Origin of the sequence: Streptomyces sp. SID10853 (genome assembly GCF_010548145.1) — a bacterium.
In the GTDB taxonomy this organism is placed as follows: domain Bacteria; phylum Actinomycetota; class Actinomycetes; order Streptomycetales; family Streptomycetaceae; genus Streptomyces.
On record NZ_JAAGLN010000015.1, the window covers coordinates 37277 to 54515 of the forward strand.

The following is a 17239-nucleotide window of genomic DNA, read 5'->3' on the forward strand; positions in this document are numbered from 1 at the left end:
CACCATGAACAACTCCGTGAGCGGTACGGGCCGCCTGCTCTGGGCCGGTCTGCGCGCCCTTCTCGTCCTGACCGTCGTCTGCGGTGTGGTCTACCCGCTCGCCGTCACCGGCGTCGCCCAGGCGGTCATGGGCCACCGGGCCAACGGCTCGGAGATCAAGGACGGCGGCAAGGTCGTCGGCTCCTCCCTCATCGGGCAGAGCTACACCCTGCCGCTGAAGAAGGGGCAGCGGACCCCGGCGCCCGACCTCAGGTGGTTCCAGCCGCGCCCCTCCAACGGGCTCGGCACGAACAGCGTCAACACCCGGTACAAGCTGCTGGTGTCCGGCGCGACCAACCTGTCCGGGGACAACGCCGAACTGATCCGGTGGGTCAAGGACGCCAGGTCCGCCGTCGTCAAGGACAACTCGACCGCCGGGTACCGGGTGCGGCCGTCGGATGTGCCGGCCGACGCCGTCACCTCGTCCGGCTCCGGTCTCGACCCGGACATCTCCCCGCAGTACGCGGAGCTCCAGGTGCACCGGATCGCCGCGCGCCGCCATCTCACCGTCGCGCGGGTGGAGCGGCTGGTCGCCGACCACACCACCGGCCGTACGCTCGGCTTCATCGGGGAGCCCCGGGTCAATGTCCTGGAGCTCAATGTGGCGCTGAAGCAGCTGACAGGACGGTGAGCGGCCCGATCCGCCCTGCCGGCCCGGGCGTATCAGGGCTGACCAGGGCGGATCGTGGGCCGGCGCGGTCCATCAGGATCGTGTCAAGACACCAGCTCGGGTGGCCTCCCGTCCGTTGTGCCGGAATCTCTGGCCGTAAGGTCGACGAAGGGTGCTCAGCTCTCCGAAAGACTCCGAAAGACAATGGGGCCATGGCACGAGGCAAGCTTCGAATATTCCTCGGCGCGGCGCCGGGCGTCGGCAAGACGTACGCGATGCTGTCCGAGGCCCACCGCAGGGTGGAGCGGGGCACCGACTGCGTCATCGCCTTCGTCGAGCACCACGACCGGCCGCGCACCGAGGTGATGCTGCACGGCCTGGAGCAGATCCCGCGCCGTGAGATCGGCTACCGCGGCGGCGTCTTCACCGAGATGGACGTGGACGCGGTCCTGGCGCGCGCGCCCGCCGTCGCCCTGGTCGACGAGCTGGCCCACACCAATGTCCCCGGCTCGCGCAACACCAAGCGCTGGCAGGACGTGGAGGAGCTGCTCAAGGCAGGCATCGACGTCGTGTCGGCCGTCAACATCCAGCATCTGGAGTCACTCGGCGACGTCGTCGAGTCGATCACGGGCGTCGCCCAGCGCGAGACCGTCCCCGACGAAGTGGTCCGCCGGGCCGACCAGCTCGAACTTGTCGATATGTCGCCCCAGTCGCTGCGTCGCCGGATGGCCCACGGCAACATCTACAAGCCCGACAAGGTCGACGCAGCCCTCTCCAACTACTTCCGCCCCGGCAACCTCACCGCCCTGCGCGAGCTGGCGCTGCTCTGGGTCGCCGACCGGGTGGACGAGTACCTCCAGCAGTACCGCGGCGAGCACAACATCCGCTCCACCTGGCAGGCCCGCGAGCGCATCGTGGTGGGACTCACCGGCGGCCCCGAGGGCCGTACGCTCATCCGCCGCGCGGCCAGGATGGCCGCCAAGGGGTCGGGCAGCGAGATCCTCGCCGTCTACATCGCCCGGAGCGACGGCCTGACCTCCGCTTCGCCCAAGGAGCTGGCGTTCCAGCGGACGCTGGTCGAGGACCTGGGCGGTACGTTCCACCACGTCATAGGGGAGGACATCCCCTCCGCGCTGCTGGAGTTCGCCCGCGGGGTCAACGCCACCCAGATCGTGCTCGGCTCCAGCCGCCGCAAGACCTGGCAGTACATCTTCGGCCCCGGCGTCGGACAGACCGTGGCACGGGACTCGGGCCCCGATCTCGACGTCCACATCGTCACGCACGAGGAGGCCGCCAAGGGGCGCGGGCTGCCGGTCGCGCGCGGGGCCCGCCTGGGGCGGGCGCGGATCATCTGGGGCTGGCTGGCCGGGGTGGTCGGGCCCGCCGTCCTCACCGTGCTGCTGACCAACATCGACGCCGAGCTGGGCCTCGCCAACGACATGCTGCTCTTCCTGTCGCTGACGGTGGCGGCCGCGCTGCTCGGCGGGCTGCTGCCCGCACTCGCGTCGGCGGCCTTCGGCTCGCTGCTGCTGAACTACTACTTCGCGCCGCCGCTCCATCTGCTGACGATCTCCAACTCCAAGAACATCGTCGCCATCGTGATCTTCTTTTCGGTGGCCGTCGCGGTGGCGTCCGTCGTGGACCAGGCGGCCCGCCGCACCCATCAGGCCGCGAGACTGCGCGCCGAGTCCGAGATCCTCTCGTTCCTGGCCGGCAGTGTCCTGCGCGGCGAGACCACGCTGGATGCCCTGCTCGAACGGGTGAGGGAGACGTTCGCCATGGAGTCCGTCGCACTCCTCGAACGGAAGAGCGATGTCGACCCGTGGATCTGCGCGGGCAGCGTCGGGCCCCGCCCGCTCGCCCGCCCCGAGGACGCCGATGTGGACATGCCGATCGGCGACCATATGGCGCTGGCGCTCACCGGCCGGATGCTGCCCGCCGAGGACCGCAGGGTGCTCGGGGCCTTCGCCGCCCAGGCCGCCGTCGTACTGGACCGCCAGCGCCTCGTGGGCGAGGCCGAGGAAGCCCGCAGGCTGGCCGAGGGCAACCGCATCCGTACGGCGCTGCTCGCCGCCGTCAGCCACGATCTGCGGACCCCGCTCGCCGCCATCAAGGCGGCCGTCAGTTCACTGCGTTCCGACGACGTCTCCTGGTCGGACGAGGACGAGGCGGAGCTGCTCGAAGGCATCGAGGACGGCGCGGACCGCCTCGACCACCTCGTCGGCAACCTGCTGGACGTCTCCCGGCTCCAGACCGGCACCGTGACCCCGCTGATCCGCGAGATCGACCTGGACGAGGTCGTCCCGATGGCGCTCGGCGGGGTCCCCGAGGGCAGCGCCGAGCTGGACATCCCGGAGACGCTGCCCATGGTGGCCGTCGACCCGGGCCTCCTGGAGCGGGCCGTCGCCAACATCGTCGAGAACGCCGTCAAGTACAACCCGGGCGACGTGCCCGTCACCGTGGCCGCCAGCGCACTGGGCGACCGGGTGGAGCTGCGCGTCGCGGACCGGGGGCCGGGCGTCCCCGACGAGGCCAAGGAACGCATCTTCGAGCCCTTCCAGCGCCTCGGCGACGCCCCGCGCGGTGTGGGCGTCGGACTCGGACTCGCGGTCGCCCGCGGCTTCGCCGAGGCCATGGGCGGCACGCTCGGCGCCGAGGACACCCCCGGCGGCGGCATGACCATGGTCCTCACCCTGAGAGCGGCCGGCGGACCGGCGGGCACGGACACCGCACCGCACTCCGGCTCCACCGCTCCCACCTCATCGGCAGAAAGGCAGACCCAGCTATGACCCGGGTGCTCGTGGTCGAGGACGATCCGCAGATTGTGCGCGCCCTTGTGATCAACCTGAAGGCACGCAAGTACGAGGTGGACGCAGCCCCGGACGGGGCCACCGCACTCCGGCTGGCCGCGGCCCGCCACCCTGATGTGGTCCTCCTGGACCTCGGGCTGCCCGACATGGACGGTGTGGAGGTCATCAAGGGGCTGCGCGGCTGGACCCGGGTGCCGGTCCTGGTGCTCTCCGCACGCCACACATCGGACGAGAAGGTCGAGGCGCTGGACGCGGGAGCCGACGACTACGTCACCAAGCCCTTCGGCATGGACGAGCTGCTGGCCCGGCTGCGCGCCGCCGTCCGCAGGGCCGAGCCCGTCGGACCGGAGTCCGGCGGGGGCGGCGAGGACGTCTCGCTGGTGGAGACCGCGGAGTTCACGGTGGACCTGGCGGCCAAGAAGGTCCAGCGCGCCGGCCGTGACGTACGGCTGACACCGACCGAGTGGCACCTGCTGGAGGTGCTCGTACGGAACACCGGCCGGCTGGTCAGCCAGAAGCAGCTGCTCCAGGAGGTCTGGGGCCCCTCGTACGGCACGGAGACCAACTATCTGCGCGTCTACATGGCCCAGCTGCGCCGCAAGCTGGAGGCCGATCCCTCGCACCCCAGACACTTCGTCACGGAGCCGGGCATGGGGTACCGCTTCGAGCACTGACGGGCGTCCGTGAGCGGGGCCCCGGTACCCTTCACTTATGAGTGTTAAGCCGACCGGCCGCTTCCGCCGGATGATCGACCGGCTGTCGACCTCGCAGGAGGATCTGCACTCCGCGGAGCTGCAGGAGGACACGCAGGCCACGGGGTGCACCCGGATCTCCGAGTGCACCGACCGCCAGATCGTCAAGGTGACTGGTACCTTGCGCACGGTCACCCTGCGTCCCCGGGCCGGTGTGCCCGCCCTGGAGGCCGAGCTGTTCGACGGCACGGCCCCGCTGGACGTGGTGTGGCTGGGGCGGCGCTCGATCGTTGGCATAGAGCCCGGCCGCAAGCTGATCGCCTCCGGCCGGATCTCCATGAGCCACGGCCGGCGGGTGCTGTTCAACCCCAAATACGAACTGCGACCGCTCGGACAGGAGTAGCCGGTGACGTCTCTCGACAAGCCGACCACAACCGACCAGGACACCGCCGCCGGCAGAGCCGTCACGGAGGCCGCTCTCTTCGAAGCCTTCGGCGGAGTGCGGGGCATGGTGGAGACCGTGCTCCCGGGCCTGCTGTTCGTGACCATCTTCACGATCAACAAGGACCTGAAGACCTCCGCGATCGCCGCCGTCGCGGTCTCCCTGGTGCTCGTCGTGGTGCGGCTGGTCCGCAGGGACACCGTCAAGCACGCCTTCAGCGGTGTCTTCGGCGTCGCCTTCGGTGTGGTCTTCGCGATGATGACCGGCAACGCCAAGGACTTCTATCTGCCCGGCATGCTCTACACGCTGGGGCTGGCTCTCGCCTACATCGTCACGGCGGCGGTCGGCTTCCCGCTGATCGGGGTGATCCTCGGCCCGGTCTTCAAGGAGAACCTCTCCTGGCGCAACCGGAACCCCGGCCGCAAGTCGGCGTACGCCAAGTCCAGTTGGGCGTGGGGGCTGATCCTCCTCGCCAAGTGCGCGATCCTCTTCCCGCTGTACTGGTGGGCCGACACCACCCAGTTCGGCTGGGTGCTGATCGCGCTGAAGATCCCGCCGTTCCTGCTCGCGGTCTACCTCACCTGGGTCTTCCTGGCGAAGGCGCCGCCGCCCATCGACGTGTTCGCGGAGATGGAGGCCGAGGAGCAGGCGGAGAAGGCCGAGAAGGCCCGCAGGGCGGCCGCAGCCGCCGAGGCGCAGCGCGGCGAGGCGTAAAACCAGCCGCCCCCGCTCTTCGTGCTTCCGCACCGTCCGCGGACAGAGAAGACGCCGTACCGGAGATTCGGTACGGCGTCTTCTCGTTCTCTGCTCGCCTCCGCCGGGGCGGCTACCCGGCCGCACCCTGCCGGCGTACCGACAGCAGGTCCTCCAGCTGCTCCTCGCGCGCCTGCGCCGCCACGAACAGCAGCTCGTCGCCCGGCTCCAGGGTCTCCTCCGGGCTCGGCGTCAGGACCCGTGTGCCGCGGATGATGGTGACCAGCGAGGTGTCCTCGGGCCACGCGACCTCACTGACCTGGGTGCCGGCCAGCGCCGACTCGGGCGGCAGCGTCAGCTCGACGAGGTTGGCGTCGCCGTGGCTGAAGCGCAGCAGCCGTACGAGGTCGCCGACGCTCACCGCCTCCTCGACCAGCGCCGACATCAGCCGCGGTGTGGAGACCGCGACATCGACACCCCAGGACTCGTTGAACAGCCACTCGTTCTTGGGGTTGTTCACCCGGGCCACCACCCGCGGCACCCCGTACTCCGTCTTCGCGAGCAGCGAGACCACCAGGTTGACCTTGTCGTCCCCGGTCGCGGCGATCACCACGTTGCACCGCTGCAGCGCCGCCTCGTCCAGCGAGGTGATCTCGCAGGCGTCCGCGAGCAGCCACTCGGCCAGCGGCACCCGCTCCACCGAGATGGCGGTGGGCGCCTTGTCGACCAGCAGGACCTCGTGCCCGTTCTCCAGCAGCTCGCCCGCGATGGAACGCCCCACCGCGCCGGCCCCGGCAATAGCGACACGCATCAGTGACCGCCCTCCTCGGGACCTCGGGCGAAGGCCGCCTCGACCTTTTCGACCTCGGCCGTGTGCATCATGACGTGCACCAGATCACCCTCCTGGAGCACCGTCCGGGACGTGGGCAGCATCGCCTCCCCCAGACGTGTGAGGAACGCGACGCGCACGCCCGTCTCCTCCTGGAGCTCGCTGATCCGGTGGCCGATCCAGGCCGCCGACGTATGGACCTCCGCGAGCTGTACACCGCCGCTCGGGTCGCGCCACAGCGGTTCGGCGCCGGACGGCAGCAGCCGCCGCAGCATCTGGTCGGCGGTCCAGCGGACCGTCGCGACGGTCGGGATGCCCAGGCGCTGGTAGACCTCGGCACGGCGGGGGTCGTAGATGCGGGCGGCGACGTTCTCGATCCCGAACATCTCCCGGGCGACCCGCGCCGCGATGATGTTCGAGTTGTCCCCGCTGCTCACCGCGGCGAACGCACCGGCCTCCTCGACACCCGCCTCACGGAGGGTGTCCTGGTCGAAACCGACTCCGGTGACCCGGCGGCCGCCGAACCCGGCGCCCAGACGGCGGAAGGCCGTGGGGTCCTGGTCGATGACTGCGACCGTGTGCCCCTGCTGTTCCAGGGTCTGCGCGAGAGCGGCTCCCACTCGCCCGCAGCCCATGATGACGATGTGCACGACCGTCCTTCCACACGTCCGTAAATTTTCGGTCATAACTGTTCCACCGGAAAATGCCCCGGCCGAGGAATAAAGACTCTCAGACGTGCGGCCAAGCTACACACGCACGGTGCGGGTGGGGAGCCCTGTACAGGGGCCTCTACGGGGGAGCGCGGGATTCCGTCGTGATGACACTGCACGGATGAGGGGGTGGGGGGTGCGCGCTCCCTATATCGAACGCTTACGATCCTCACCGTGTCCAAACTGACCGACGTGCCCAAACGCATCCTGATCGGCCGGGCGCTGCGCAGCGACAAGCTGGGCGAGACCCTTCTCCCCAAACGCATCGCGCTTCCCGTCTTCGCCTCCGACCCTCTGTCCTCGGTGGCGTACGCCCCGGGAGAAGTGCTGCTCGTCCTCTCTGTCGCGGGTGTGTCGGCCTACCACTTCAGCCCGTGGATCGCGGTCGCCGTCGTGGTGCTGATGTTCACCGTGGTGGCGTCCTACCGGCAGAACGTGCACGCCTACCCCAGCGGCGGCGGTGACTACGAGGTCGCCACCACCAATCTGGGGCCGAAGGCCGGGCTCACGGTGGCGAGTGCCCTGCTCGTCGACTACGTACTCACCGTCGCCGTGTCGATTGCCTCCGGCGTCGAGAACCTCGGCTCGGCGATTCCTTTCGTGGTCGAGCACAAGGTGCTCTGCGCCGTCGGCACGATTGTTGTGCTGACCCTGATGAATCTGCGCGGTGTGAAGGAATCGGGGAAGCTTTTCGCGATTCCGACGTATGTCTTCGTCGCCGGTGTCTTCATCATGATCGCGTGGGGCGCCTTCCGCGGGCTCGTACTCGGCGACACCATGAAGGCCCCGACCGCTGGCTTCACCATTCACGCCGAGCGCGGCGGCCTCGGCGGCTTCGCCATGGTCTTCCTGCTGCTGCGGGCCTTCTCCTCCGGCTGTGCGGCGCTCACCGGCGTCGAGGCGATCAGCAACGGCGTACCGGCCTTCCGCAAGCCCAAGAGCAAGAACGCCGCGTCCACGCTGGCCCTGATGGGCATCCTGGCCGTCACGATGTTCTGCGGGATCATCGGCCTCGCCATGGCCACCAAGGTGCGGATGGCGTCCAACCCCGGCACCGACCTGCTCAACCACGGGGTGCCGCTGGGCGCCGGCTACAACCAGGACCCGGTGATCTCGCAGGTGGCCGCCGCCGTCTTCGGCAACGGCACCTTCTTCTTCGTGGTCCTCGCCGCCGCGACCGCGCTGGTTCTCTTCCTGGCCGCCAACACCGCGTACAACGGCTTCCCGCTGCTCGGCTCGATCCTCGCCCAGGACCGCTACCTGCCGCGCCAGCTGCACACCCGGGGCGACCGGCTGGCCTTCTCCAACGGCATCGTGCTGCTGGCGGGCGCGGCCGTGCTGCTGGTGGTCATCTACGGAGCCGACTCGACGCGGCTGATCCAGCTGTACATCGTGGGCGTGTTCGTCTCCTTCACCCTCAGCCAGACCGGCATGGTCCGGCACTGGAACCGCCACCTGGCGACCGAGAAGGACCCGAACAAGCGCCGCCACATGATCCGTTCGCGCGCCATCAACACCTTCGGCGCTTTCTTCACCGGACTGGTGCTGGTCGTCGTCCTGGCCACCAAGTTCACCCATGGCGCCTGGGTCGCGCTGCTCGGCATGGTGATCTTCTTCGGGACCATGACCGCGATCCGCAAGCACTACGACCGGGTCGCCGAGGAGATCGCGGCGCCGGACGAGCCGTCCGAGGAGAGCCTGCGCCCCTCGCGCGTCCACTCGATCGTGCTGGTCTCCAAGGTCCACCGGCCGACGCTGCGCGCGCTCGGTTACGCGAAGCTGATGCGCTCCGACCATCTGGAGGCGCTCTCCATCGGGGTCGACCCGGCCGAGACGAAGGCGCTCAAGGACGACTGGGAGCGGCGCGGCATCAATGTGCCGCTGAAGATCCTGGACTCCCCGTACCGCGAGATCACCCGGCCGATCATCGAGTACGTACGGGGCCTGCGGCGCGAGAGCCCGCGGGACGTGGTCTCCATCTACATCCCCGAGTACGTGGTGGGGCACTGGTACGAGCACGTGCTGCACAACCAGAGCGCCCTGCGCCTGAAGGGCCGGCTGCTCTTCACGCCCGGTGTCATGGTCACCTCGGTCCCGTACCAGCTGGAGTCCTCGGAACTCGCGAAGAAGCGCGCGAGGAAGCGGGCCGACTGGAACGCGCCGGGCGCGGTGCGCCGGGGCCCGGTGACGAGGCGGCCGGAGGAGCCTGTGGCCGCCGGTAAGGGGGCGTCGCGCGGGCAGGGCGCGTCGGGCGGTAAGGGCGCCAAGGGTTCGAAGGGGCCGCAGGGTCCACAGGACAAGAGCTGAGGGAAACCGGCTTACCCCCGGCGGCAATGAGCCGCTGTCCGACTGGTGAACGGCCGGGCAACACCCACGTAGACTGGTGGGTCGTTGTCCGGCTGTTCCCTTTTGATCTTCTGGAGTCCCCCCGCCATGCAGACAGAACCCACGTCATCGCTGGTCGGGGAGGAGTACGAGGTCGAGGTCGGCCCCGTCGCGCACGGCGGCCACTGCATCGCCCGCACCGAGGAGGGCCGGGTCCTCTTCGTACGGCACACCCTGCCCGGCGAGAAGGTCGTCGCCCGGGTGACCGACGGCGAGGAGAGCTCACGCTTCCTGCGGGCCGACGCCGTCCGGATCATCGAGGCGTCCAAGGACCGGGTCGAGGCCCCGTGCCCCTTCTCCGGCCCCGGCCGGTGCGGCGGCTGCGACTGGCAGCACGCCAAGCCGGGCGCGCAGCGCAGGCTCAAGGGCGAAGTGATCACTGAGCAGCTCCAGCGGCTGGCGGGCCTGACCCCGGAGGAAGCGGGCTGGGACGGCACCGTGATGCCGGCCGCCGGTGACAAACTGCCGCCGGGCGAGGTGCCCGCGTGGCGCACCCGGGTCCAGTACACGGTGGACGACCAGGGCCGGGCGGGCCTGCGCAAGCACCGCTCGCACGAGGTCGAGCCGATCGACCACTGCATGATCGCGGCGCCGGGCGTCACGGAACTGGGCATCGAGAAGCGCGAATGGCCGCAGCTGGCATCCGTCGAGGCCATCGCGGCCACCGGCTCCAGCGACCGCCAGGTGGTCCTCACCCCGAAGCCGGGCGGCCGGCTGCCCCTGGTCGAGCTGGACAAGCCGGTCTCGGTGCTGCGCGTCGAGGAGCACGACGGGGGAGTGCACCGGGTCCACGGGCGCCCCTTCGTCCGCGAACGGGCCGACGGCCGTACGTACCGCGTCGGCATGGGCGGCTTCTGGCAGGTCCACCCGCAGGCGGCCGACACCCTGCTGAAGGCAGTGATGCAGGGCCTGATGCCCCGCAAGGGCGACTCGGCGCTCGATCTGTACTGCGGCGTCGGCCTGTTCGCGGGCGCCATCGCCGAACGGGTCGGCGAACAGGGCGCGGTGCTCGGTATCGAGTCCTCGAAGCGCGCGTGCGAGGACGCCAGGCACAACCTGAAGGAACTGCCGAGGGTCCGCATCGAACACGGCAAGGTCGAGGCAGCCCTGCCCCGCACGGGCATCACGGAGACGGACCTGATCGTCCTGGACCCGCCCCGGGCGGGCGCGGGCAAGCAGACGGTCAAACACCTGACGTCCCTGGGCGCCCGCCGCATCGCGTACGTGGCCTGCGACCCGGCGGCGCTGGCACGGGACTTGGCGTACTTCCGCGATGGCGGGTACAGGGTGCGGGTGCTGCGGGCCTTTGATCTCTTTCCGATGACGCATCATGTGGAGTGCGTGGCGATCCTTGAACCGGCCGAAAAGGGCGCCTGACCTGCGGGTTTGAGTGGTGTGCGTTATCTGCGGTGTGGGCGTTACGGGCGATTTCCTGACTTCCCCGGCCGAATGTGGTCTGCGTCAGGCCGTTGAAGTTCAAGGAGTCCAGGGGGCCCTTTGCCTTCGCTCTGCCGGCCATCGTCCTATTCCTGCAGAAGCGGTGGGATTCCCCTGAGGCCCTGAGGCCCTGAGGCCCTGAGGCCCTGAGGCCCTGAGGCCCTGAGGCCCTGAGGCCCTGAGGCCCTGAGGCCCTGAGGCCCTGAGGCCCTGAGGCCCTGAGGCCCTGAGGCCCTGAGGCCCTGGGGTGTACCAGTGCCGGGGCGGCCGGGTGGGGAGGGATTCGCGAGACCCGGCCGGCCCGTGACGGCGCCCGCTGTGCGGAGGCGGCGTGGTCAGATGGCGGTGCGGCCGCCGTCGACGTTGAGGATCGTGCCGGTGATGTAACTGGACTTGTCCGTGGTCAGGTACACGATGGCGTTGGCGATCTCGTCGGCGTCGGCGACGTAGCCAAGCGGGGCCTGCTTGCCGAGCTCGTCGAGTCCGTCGCCCATGGCGTCGACGACGTGCTGGCTGCTGGTGGTTCCAGGGCTGACCGCGTTGACGCGGACACCGGCCGGGCCGAACTCCGCAGCCCAGGACTTGGTGAGCAGGTTCAGTGCGGCCTTGGTCGCGCCGTACACCCCCATGCCCGGAACAGCGAACTGGCCAACCATCGTCGAGGTGTTGACGATCACGCCCTTGCCGCGAGCGGCCATCATCGGCGCGAGCTCCGCGACGAGGAAGAAGTGACCCTTGAGGTTCGTGCTGAACATCATCTCCCAGTTCTCCTCCAGCGTCTCCGCCGTCGGGCCGAACACCGCCGTCCCGGCGTTATTGATCAGGATGTCGATCTGGCCCCCGGAAGTCTCCAGCGCCCGCTGGGCCAAGTCGCGGGCCGACGCCGCGTCGCTGAGTTCAGCGCGAACGTAGTCGGCCGTGCCGCCGGCCGCGCGGATCGCCGCGACGACGCCGTCGCCGAGTTCCTGGCGACGGCCGACCACGATCACGTGCGCCCCGTGCTCGGCGAGTTGCTTGGCCGTGGCCTCGCCGATCCCGCTGGTCGAACCGGTCACGAGTGCCGTGCGCCCCGAGAGGTCCTGCTCTGCCATTGGCTCTCCTTGTTGATGCCGTTGACGTCGGGTGTGCCAGTGAGCGTCTGGTTTTGGGGTCTTGAAGGTGTTTCGTACGGTCGATGTGCCGGCCCACCGGTCCGCTGGTGGTGCTGCGGAGGCTCGGCAATGCGGTGTGGTGCGGTGTGGTGCGGTGTGGTGTGGTGCCGGGGGGTGGGGCGGGTCAGCCGCGGATCTTGCTGGTCTCGCGGGTGAACTGGCGGTGGCCGATCAGCTTGTAGGCGATACGAGCCGGGGCCCGCAGGGCCTTCATGAAGCTTTGCCGTTCCGCGTCATCGGTTTCCTCGGTGATGTGGCCGAGGATGACCAGCCGCCGCGTGAGGGGGATCGCGCTCATGCCGTGCTTGCCGAGTGCGTCCCATTCGCCCTGCGTGAGTGTGGCGGAGACGATCGGCAGTATTTCCTGCTCCTCGTCGGCCGGGTGCTCGATCAGGGTCGGCCTCATGGTGTCGTGCGAGCGGCCATCCGCTCGCCCGGTTCATCCGGTCCATCAGCTCCGGGTCGAGCACAGCTCGCTCGCGCAGCAGCGGAAAGAGCAGTTTGTCCTCGCTGGTGTGGTGTGGGGAGGAAAGTCAGCATCTCCTGGGCGTGCGCACCGGTGACCTCGGCTCGCGCGCGGTCACCGGCCGCGGCGCGGAACAACCACGGAAGCTGCGCGAACTCGCGGCGGAGGACTCGGGGGATCAGCACCATCTCCGTGGGTGTCGACGCCGGGCCCGGAAGCAGTCACCGTGACTCCTCGGTGCGTGACTCCTCGGTGCCCGTGGCGTTCCGGATGGCTTCGTGCGCCGTGGTCGCGGGTCGGCCGATGAGCTTGACCAGGTCGTCACGGTCGGTGAACAACTCTCCGCGGGCCAGCCCGGCATCGGCATCAGCCACCGCGGCGGCCATCTCCGGAGGCAGCCCGGCACCCGTCAACGTCGTGGTGTAGTCGGCGACCGGCATGTCCCGGTAGTCGATGTGGGTGCCCAGGACCTCGCTGAACGTGGCGGCGAGTTCGGCCAGCGTGAACGGTGCTCCGCCGAGTTCGTAGGTCGCTCCGAGGTGTCCGTCCTGTGTCAGCACCGCGGCCGCGGCGGCCGCCAGGTCACGCCGGGCGGCCGCACTGACCCGCCCGTCGTGCGCGCTGCCCAGCAGTGCGTGGTACTGCGTGATCATCGGGAGCTGGTCGGTGTAGTTCTCCAGGTACCACCCGTTGCGCAGGATGACGAACCCCGAACCGCCGGCCCGCAGATACTCCTCGGTACGGCGATGTTCGTCAGCCAGCGTCATTCGCGCGGTCGAGGCGTTGAGGATGCTGGTGTACACGATGCGGGAGACACCCGCCCGGCGCGCCGCGTCGATGGCGTTGCGGGCGTGGTCGAACCGCTCGCCGACCGTCGTCGTGGAAACCAGCAGCATCGTGTCGGCTCCCGCGAAAGCCTCGTCGAGACTGCCCGGGTCGGCGAAGTCCGCGCGCCGCACCGTGACCCCGATCCGCGCGAGGCCGGCGAGCTTGCCGGTGTCCCGGCCGGTGGCCACGACCTGCTCCGGCGGCGTCCCGGCAGCGAGGAGTTGATCGACGACGAGCCGGCCGAGATGACCTGAGGCTCCGGTGATGACAGTGGACATGGTGTTTCCCTTCGACACAGGTGCGGTGTGCCGTGTCTAGTTCCAGCCGCCGTCGGCTTCGATGGTGGTGCCGGTGATGAAGGACGCTTCGGGGGAGAGCAGAAACGTGACCGTGGCGGCGATTTCGTCAGGTTGGGCCAACCGGCCCAGTGCGCTCATGGAGCGCATGAGTGCGGGAAAGGGCACATCGGCCAGGGCGGGATGGACGTAGTTGGGGGCATAGCCGGCCATACGCGTGGCGGTGGCGCCGGGGGCGACCGCGTTGATGGCGATGTTCCGCTCGGCCAGCTCGGGAGCGAGATTGCGCACCATGGCCGGAATGGCGGCCTTGCTTGCCGCGTACAGGGCGTGCTGACGGACCGCCAGGCGCGCACTGACCGAGGAGCTGAGCACGATCCGGCCGCCGTCGGTCATCGCGGCCACCGCAGCCTGGGTGATGAACAGCTGCCCGGCCACGTTGGTCTGAAAAAGGCGGTCGAAGTCGGCCTGAGTGATGGTTTCCAGCGCTCCGAAGTGCTCGATCCCGGCATTGCTGACCAGCAGGTCCAGGCCACCGAACTCGGACACCACCGCGCCGACGAGCTCGTGGGTCTGTGTCCTCTCGCCGATATCGGCCGGGAAGGCCGACGCGGCACAGCCACTGTCGCGGAGTTCGCCGACGAGCGCCTCGGCCGCCTCCTGATCGGACCGATAGTTGACGGCGACCGTGGCTCCCTGGGCGGCGAGCCGCCGGACGACCGCGGCGCCGATTCCGCTGCTGCCTCCGGTGATCAGGACCCGCTTGCCTGCCAGGCTCGATGTCGATGTCATCGCGCTACCTGCGCTCTCTCTGGGTTCTCGCTGTGTTCTGCGGATGTGAACGGGCGGATGTGCACAGTTCCTGGGTCTCACTGCCCGTCCTTCGTCGAGCCACCCTCTCAACTAGTCAGGAACATTGACTACTGTACTCATGTGGCAACGTCGACGGCAACAGCGCCCGATGTAAGGCCGCCGCGGGTGGACGGCGCGTGCGGAACGCGGTGGGACCGGAGCCGCATGCACGCCATCGCGGCCGGGGCCGATGGCGATCCGGTTCGGCGGCATTGACGTACGGTGTGAACCTCGTTGGGTCAGGTGGGCGACGGAGCCGAGGGCTGTATGGACGACGAGCAGCGGGTTGATCTAGGGGTGGCGTTGTTCATCCCGTACCGGTACGCCGAGGACCGGATGTTCCGTGCCCTGCAGGGGGCGGGGTTCGACGACTGGACCCTCGCCCAGTGCCGGGTGTTCCAACGCGTCGCCCCGGACGGTTCGCGCCTCACTGACCTCGCTGAACAGGCGCAAATGAGCAAGCAGGGCGCCGGTGTGCTGGTCGACCAACTGGAACGCCTGGGTTATGTCCGCCGGGTCCCCGACCCTACGGACGGCCGTGCCCGGTTGATCGTGATCGAGGAACGCGGCAGGCGGGCGGTCGAGGTGGCCTCGGCGACACTCGACGAGATCCTCTCGGAGTGGAAGACCTACCTGGGCACCCGCAACTTCGCGTTGTTGCAGCAGATCCTGGATCAACTCCGCGAGATCACCGACCGCTACGCGCGGTAGACCCGGCCGTACCGAGTCATCCGCCCCGATCCCCGTTCACTCCGAGCCGCCAGGGCCGCCGACGGGCTTCGACGCCGTCTTCTATGGTCAATGTAATTGACTTGTTCGTCAGTTATTTGGACGATGGGCCGCGCGAACGACGTGCAACGCGATCTTTCGGAATCAGAGTGAGGCGTGAACGACGACGTGGAGCAGAGTGATCCAGTGGCCCTACTGGAAGATCAGGGAGATGAGGTGTGGGCGCTGGCCGCAGTGGTCGCGACCTTGTGGGGGGCCGGGGAGACCGGGGCCTGACCTGCGACCCCGTGGCCAGGGTTGATCGCGCGGCCGGTTTCGGGGGGCCCGTTCCTGTGGGTGGCCGGCGTGCACATGGTCTCCGTCGTCGGTGTCCTGTGCCGCATGATCCGGCTGTCGGTGAGCGGATGCCGGCGGCGTACGGGGATGGCGACCGGCCGGTCCAGGTGCTCGGGCGGGCGGCGCTCACGGTCCGGCGTTCAGTCAGTATCTTGGACAAAATTGTTGACAATCCTCTTGCCCTAGATTTAGGTTCGGCAAGCACTCACCCAGGGAGGGCGACGATGCCGGACCGATCCCGTTCAGGCACCGGAGAGCAGGCGAAACAGCAGGCTCTGGCGCAGCTCAGGCAGGCGATCCTGCGTGGCGACATGGCGCCGGCCCAGCGGCTGGTGGAGAACGAGCTGGCCGAGCGGTTCGGTGTGACGCGGGCCAGTGTCCGGGCGGCGTTGATCGATCTGGCGGCCGAGGGGCTGGTCGAGCGCATCCGTAACCGCGGGTCGCGCGTGCGGGTCGTGACGGTCGAGGAAGCCGTCGCCATCACCGAGTGCCGCATGGCTCTGGAAGGGCTGTGCGCGGCCAAGGCGGCTGTCGCGGCCAGCGACGAGCAGCTGGCCGAGCTGGCCGGTGTGGGCGCGGCGATGACCAAGGCCGTCGCCGAGGGCGAGCCGGTGACGTACTCCGAGCTCAACCACCAACTGCACTCCCTGATCCGGGAGTTCTCCGGCCAGCCGGTGGCCGTGGAGCTGCTGGAGCGGCTCAACGCGCAGCTGGTGCGCCATCGTTTCCAGCTCGCGCTGCGACCGGGGCGGCCGCAGCAGTCACTGGGTGAACACCTGGCCATGATCGACACGATCACGGCCAGGGACCCGCAGGCGGCCGAAGCGGCCGTCCGTGCCCACCTGTCGGGCGTGATCGACGCGTTGCGCGAGTAACGGGTAACGCCGTCCGCAGTGGTGGGCCGACCTTCCTGTCCAGCGAGGAGACCCAGTCCATGACACCTGGCAAAGAGCCCACTGCTCCGCGGTCGACACTGGTCGTCACCGCCCACGCCGGAGACTTCGTCTGGCGTGCCGGCGGAGCCATCGCCCTGGCCGCCTCCCGTGGTGAGAGCGTCACCGTCGCGTGCCTGACCTTCGGTGAGCGCGGTGAGTCGGCGAAGGCGTGGCGCGAGGGCAAATCCCTCGACGAGATCAAGGACATGCGACGCGGCGAGGCCGAGCGGGCCGCCGCGACGCTCGGCGCTGAGGTGGTCTTCTTCGACGCCGGAGACTACCCGCTGACCGCCACGCCCGAACTGACCGACCGTCTGGTCGCGCTCTGCCGTGCCGTGCAGCCCGACGTCGTCCTCACCCATCCCCTCGACGACCCGTACAACGGTGACCATCCGGCCGCTGCCCGCATGGCCCTCGACGCGCGCGTTCTCGCCCAGGCGGTCGGCTACCCGGCCGAGGGCGAGATCATCGGAGCCCCGCCGGTGTTCCTCTTCGAGCCGCACCAGCCCGAGATGTGCGGCTTCAGGCCCGAGGTCCTGCTCGACATCACCGAGGTCTGGGAGACCAAGCGCAAGGCCATGGAGTGCCTGGCCGCCCAGCAGCACCTGTGGGAGTACTACACGGATCTCGGCCGGCGGCGCGGCGTCCAGCTCAAGCGCAATGCGGGTCCCAACCTCGGTCTGCCGCACACCACTTGGGCCGAGGCGTACATGCGTCCCTACCCGCAGGTCGCCGTGGAGCTGGCATGAGCGGCGGCTCGGTCACCGGGCCGCCGAAAGCGGCCGCGAAGGACGTGGAAGCACGGCCCGGCCACGGCACTGCCACGGTGCCCGACGCGATGGGCCGCACCGGGAACTCCGGCCCCGGGCCGCGCCCGGCCCAGCGGGACGTACGGACCGTGGGCACGGCGGTGACCGTACGGCGGCGGCCTGGCGGCAGCCTGATGGCCCACGCGGCACGGGGTGTGGCCGTCGGCACCGCAATCCGGGCCGCCCCGCA

16 protein-coding genes and 1 pseudogene are annotated in these 17239 nt (G+C 69.5%); 11 read left to right on the forward strand and 6 right to left on the reverse strand.

Annotated features, from left to right (window positions below):
* Positions 1-4 precede the first annotated feature (4 nt).
* From G3I19_RS05665 to G3I19_RS05685, 5 genes are all read left to right on the forward strand, one after another.
* Complete coding sequence (locus G3I19_RS05665) at positions 5-670, forward strand: potassium-transporting ATPase subunit C (RefSeq protein WP_164260134.1); 666 nt, start codon at positions 5-7, stop codon at positions 668-670.
* A gap of 191 nt (positions 671-861) precedes the next feature.
* Entirely contained in the window at positions 862-3438 is a 2577-nt protein-coding gene (locus tag G3I19_RS05670; RefSeq protein ID WP_164260136.1) for a sensor histidine kinase KdpD, read from the forward strand.
* Entirely contained in the window at positions 3435-4133 is a 699-nt protein-coding gene (locus G3I19_RS05675) for a response regulator (protein ID WP_164260138.1), read from the forward strand. Before G3I19_RS05670 ends, G3I19_RS05675 begins: the two co-directional genes overlap by 4 nt.
* A gap of 70 nt (positions 4134-4203) precedes the next feature.
* Entirely contained in the window at positions 4204-4554 is a 351-nt protein-coding gene (locus G3I19_RS05680) for an OB-fold nucleic acid binding domain-containing protein (protein WP_203599219.1), read from the forward strand.
* 3 nt (positions 4555-4557) lie between these two features.
* Positions 4558-5307, forward strand: a complete 750-nt coding sequence (locus tag G3I19_RS05685; protein WP_164260142.1) for a DUF3159 domain-containing protein — start codon at positions 4558-4560, stop codon at positions 5305-5307.
* A 112-nt stretch (positions 5308-5419) separates the two neighbouring features.
* Here the strand turns inward: G3I19_RS05685 and G3I19_RS05690 are convergent, their stop codons facing one another.
* Positions 5420-6097, reverse strand: a complete 678-nt coding sequence (locus G3I19_RS05690) for a TrkA family potassium uptake protein (protein ID WP_164260144.1) — start codon at positions 6095-6097, stop codon at positions 5420-5422.
* Positions 6097-6765: a TrkA family potassium uptake protein gene (locus G3I19_RS05695; RefSeq protein ID WP_164260146.1), complete on the reverse strand. Its 669-nt coding sequence runs from the start codon at positions 6763-6765 to the stop codon at positions 6097-6099. Before G3I19_RS05695 ends, G3I19_RS05690 begins: the two co-directional genes overlap by 1 nt.
* Before the next feature lie 234 nt (positions 6766-6999).
* Here G3I19_RS05695 and G3I19_RS05700 point away from each other — a divergent pair, with 234 nt between their 5' ends.
* Positions 7000-9132, forward strand: a complete 2133-nt coding sequence (locus tag G3I19_RS05700; protein ID WP_164260148.1) for an APC family permease — start codon at positions 7000-7002, stop codon at positions 9130-9132.
* 126 nt (positions 9133-9258) lie between these two features.
* Entirely contained in the window at positions 9259-10587 is a 1329-nt protein-coding gene (locus G3I19_RS05705) for a TRAM domain-containing protein (protein WP_164260149.1), read from the forward strand.
* A gap of 395 nt (positions 10588-10982) precedes the next feature.
* On the opposite strand, the gene G3I19_RS05710 is transcribed toward G3I19_RS05705, so the two are convergent.
* From G3I19_RS05710 to G3I19_RS05725, 4 genes are all read right to left on the reverse strand, one after another.
* Positions 10983-11738 (reverse strand): SDR family oxidoreductase, encoded by a 756-nt coding sequence (locus G3I19_RS05710; protein ID WP_164260151.1) that lies wholly within the window; start codon positions 11736-11738, stop codon positions 10983-10985.
* 184 nt (positions 11739-11922) lie between these two features.
* A complete protein-coding gene (locus G3I19_RS36805) occupies positions 11923-12204 on the reverse strand; it encodes a hypothetical protein (protein ID WP_203599213.1) in 282 nt (93 codons plus the stop codon).
* Between the two features lie 281 nt (positions 12205-12485).
* The gene (locus G3I19_RS05720) at positions 12486-13370 is read right to left on the reverse strand and encodes an NAD(P)H-binding protein (protein WP_164260153.1); all 885 of its coding nucleotides are present in this window, start codon (positions 13368-13370) and stop codon (positions 12486-12488) included.
* Positions 13371-13406: 36 nt separating this feature from the next.
* Positions 13407-14180, reverse strand: a complete 774-nt coding sequence (locus G3I19_RS05725) for an SDR family oxidoreductase (protein ID WP_203599214.1) — start codon at positions 14178-14180, stop codon at positions 13407-13409.
* A gap of 327 nt (positions 14181-14507) precedes the next feature.
* Between G3I19_RS05725 and G3I19_RS05730 the strand changes: the two genes are divergently transcribed.
* From G3I19_RS05730 to G3I19_RS05745, 4 genes and pseudogenes are all read left to right on the forward strand, one after another.
* Entirely contained in the window at positions 14508-14951 is a 444-nt protein-coding gene (locus G3I19_RS05730) for a MarR family transcriptional regulator (RefSeq protein WP_164260155.1), read from the forward strand.
* A gap of 578 nt (positions 14952-15529) precedes the next feature.
* Positions 15530-16180 carry a GntR family transcriptional regulator gene (locus G3I19_RS05735; protein WP_164260157.1) on the forward strand — a complete coding sequence of 217 codons (651 nt, stop codon included), beginning with the start codon at positions 15530-15532 and terminating at the stop codon, positions 16178-16180.
* 59 nt (positions 16181-16239) lie between these two features.
* Complete coding sequence (locus G3I19_RS05740; RefSeq protein WP_164260159.1) at positions 16240-16989, forward strand: PIG-L deacetylase family protein; 750 nt, start codon at positions 16240-16242, stop codon at positions 16987-16989.
* Positions 16986-17239 (forward strand): annotated as a pseudogene (locus G3I19_RS05745) (hypothetical protein); the annotation flags it as partial. The gene G3I19_RS05740 and the pseudogene G3I19_RS05745, both read left to right, overlap by 4 nt.